This window comes from Bifidobacterium sp. UMB1197 (genome assembly GCF_030217745.1).
Lineage (GTDB): Bacteria > Actinomycetota > Actinomycetes > Actinomycetales > Bifidobacteriaceae > Bifidobacterium > Bifidobacterium vaginale_B.
Map to the genome: position 1 here is coordinate 1 of NZ_JASOOL010000027.1, position 370 is coordinate 370.

The window sequence follows — 370 nt, forward strand, 5'->3', positions numbered from 1 at the left end:
AGCTCCTATACTGCTCTATTCCTTGATTTCGAAGTTTACGATTTTCTGCTTCAACTTCTTTGATACTTTTACCATGTCCAGCCAGTTCAAGCAGTTTAGCAATTCTATCTTTTGTCGCATCTTTATCAACTGCGCCAAAAGTTCCAACAACTAGGTAATCATCAGGAGAACCAAGATTTTTTGCTCTTGCCATTTTTTCTACAGTCCTGCCCCACGCTTTCCAACTATCGCGCGCATTTTGTTCTTTTTTGTCCCAATCTTTAAGGACAAATTCTTTACGTCTGATCTCCTTATCAAGCTCTGAACTCCGTTGCTCCTTTTCGGTAACAGCTTTCTCCCGTTCAGCAACTGCTAATTCTCTTGAGCTAAT

The 370-nt window shown here is 40.5% G+C and carries 1 protein-coding gene; it reads right to left on the reverse strand.

Translation table 11 applies throughout. The annotated features are described in order from the left end of the window. Positions 1–370 (reverse strand): hypothetical protein (locus QP420_RS06460; RefSeq protein WP_481616898.1); only part of this gene is annotated, 370 nt, incomplete at both ends.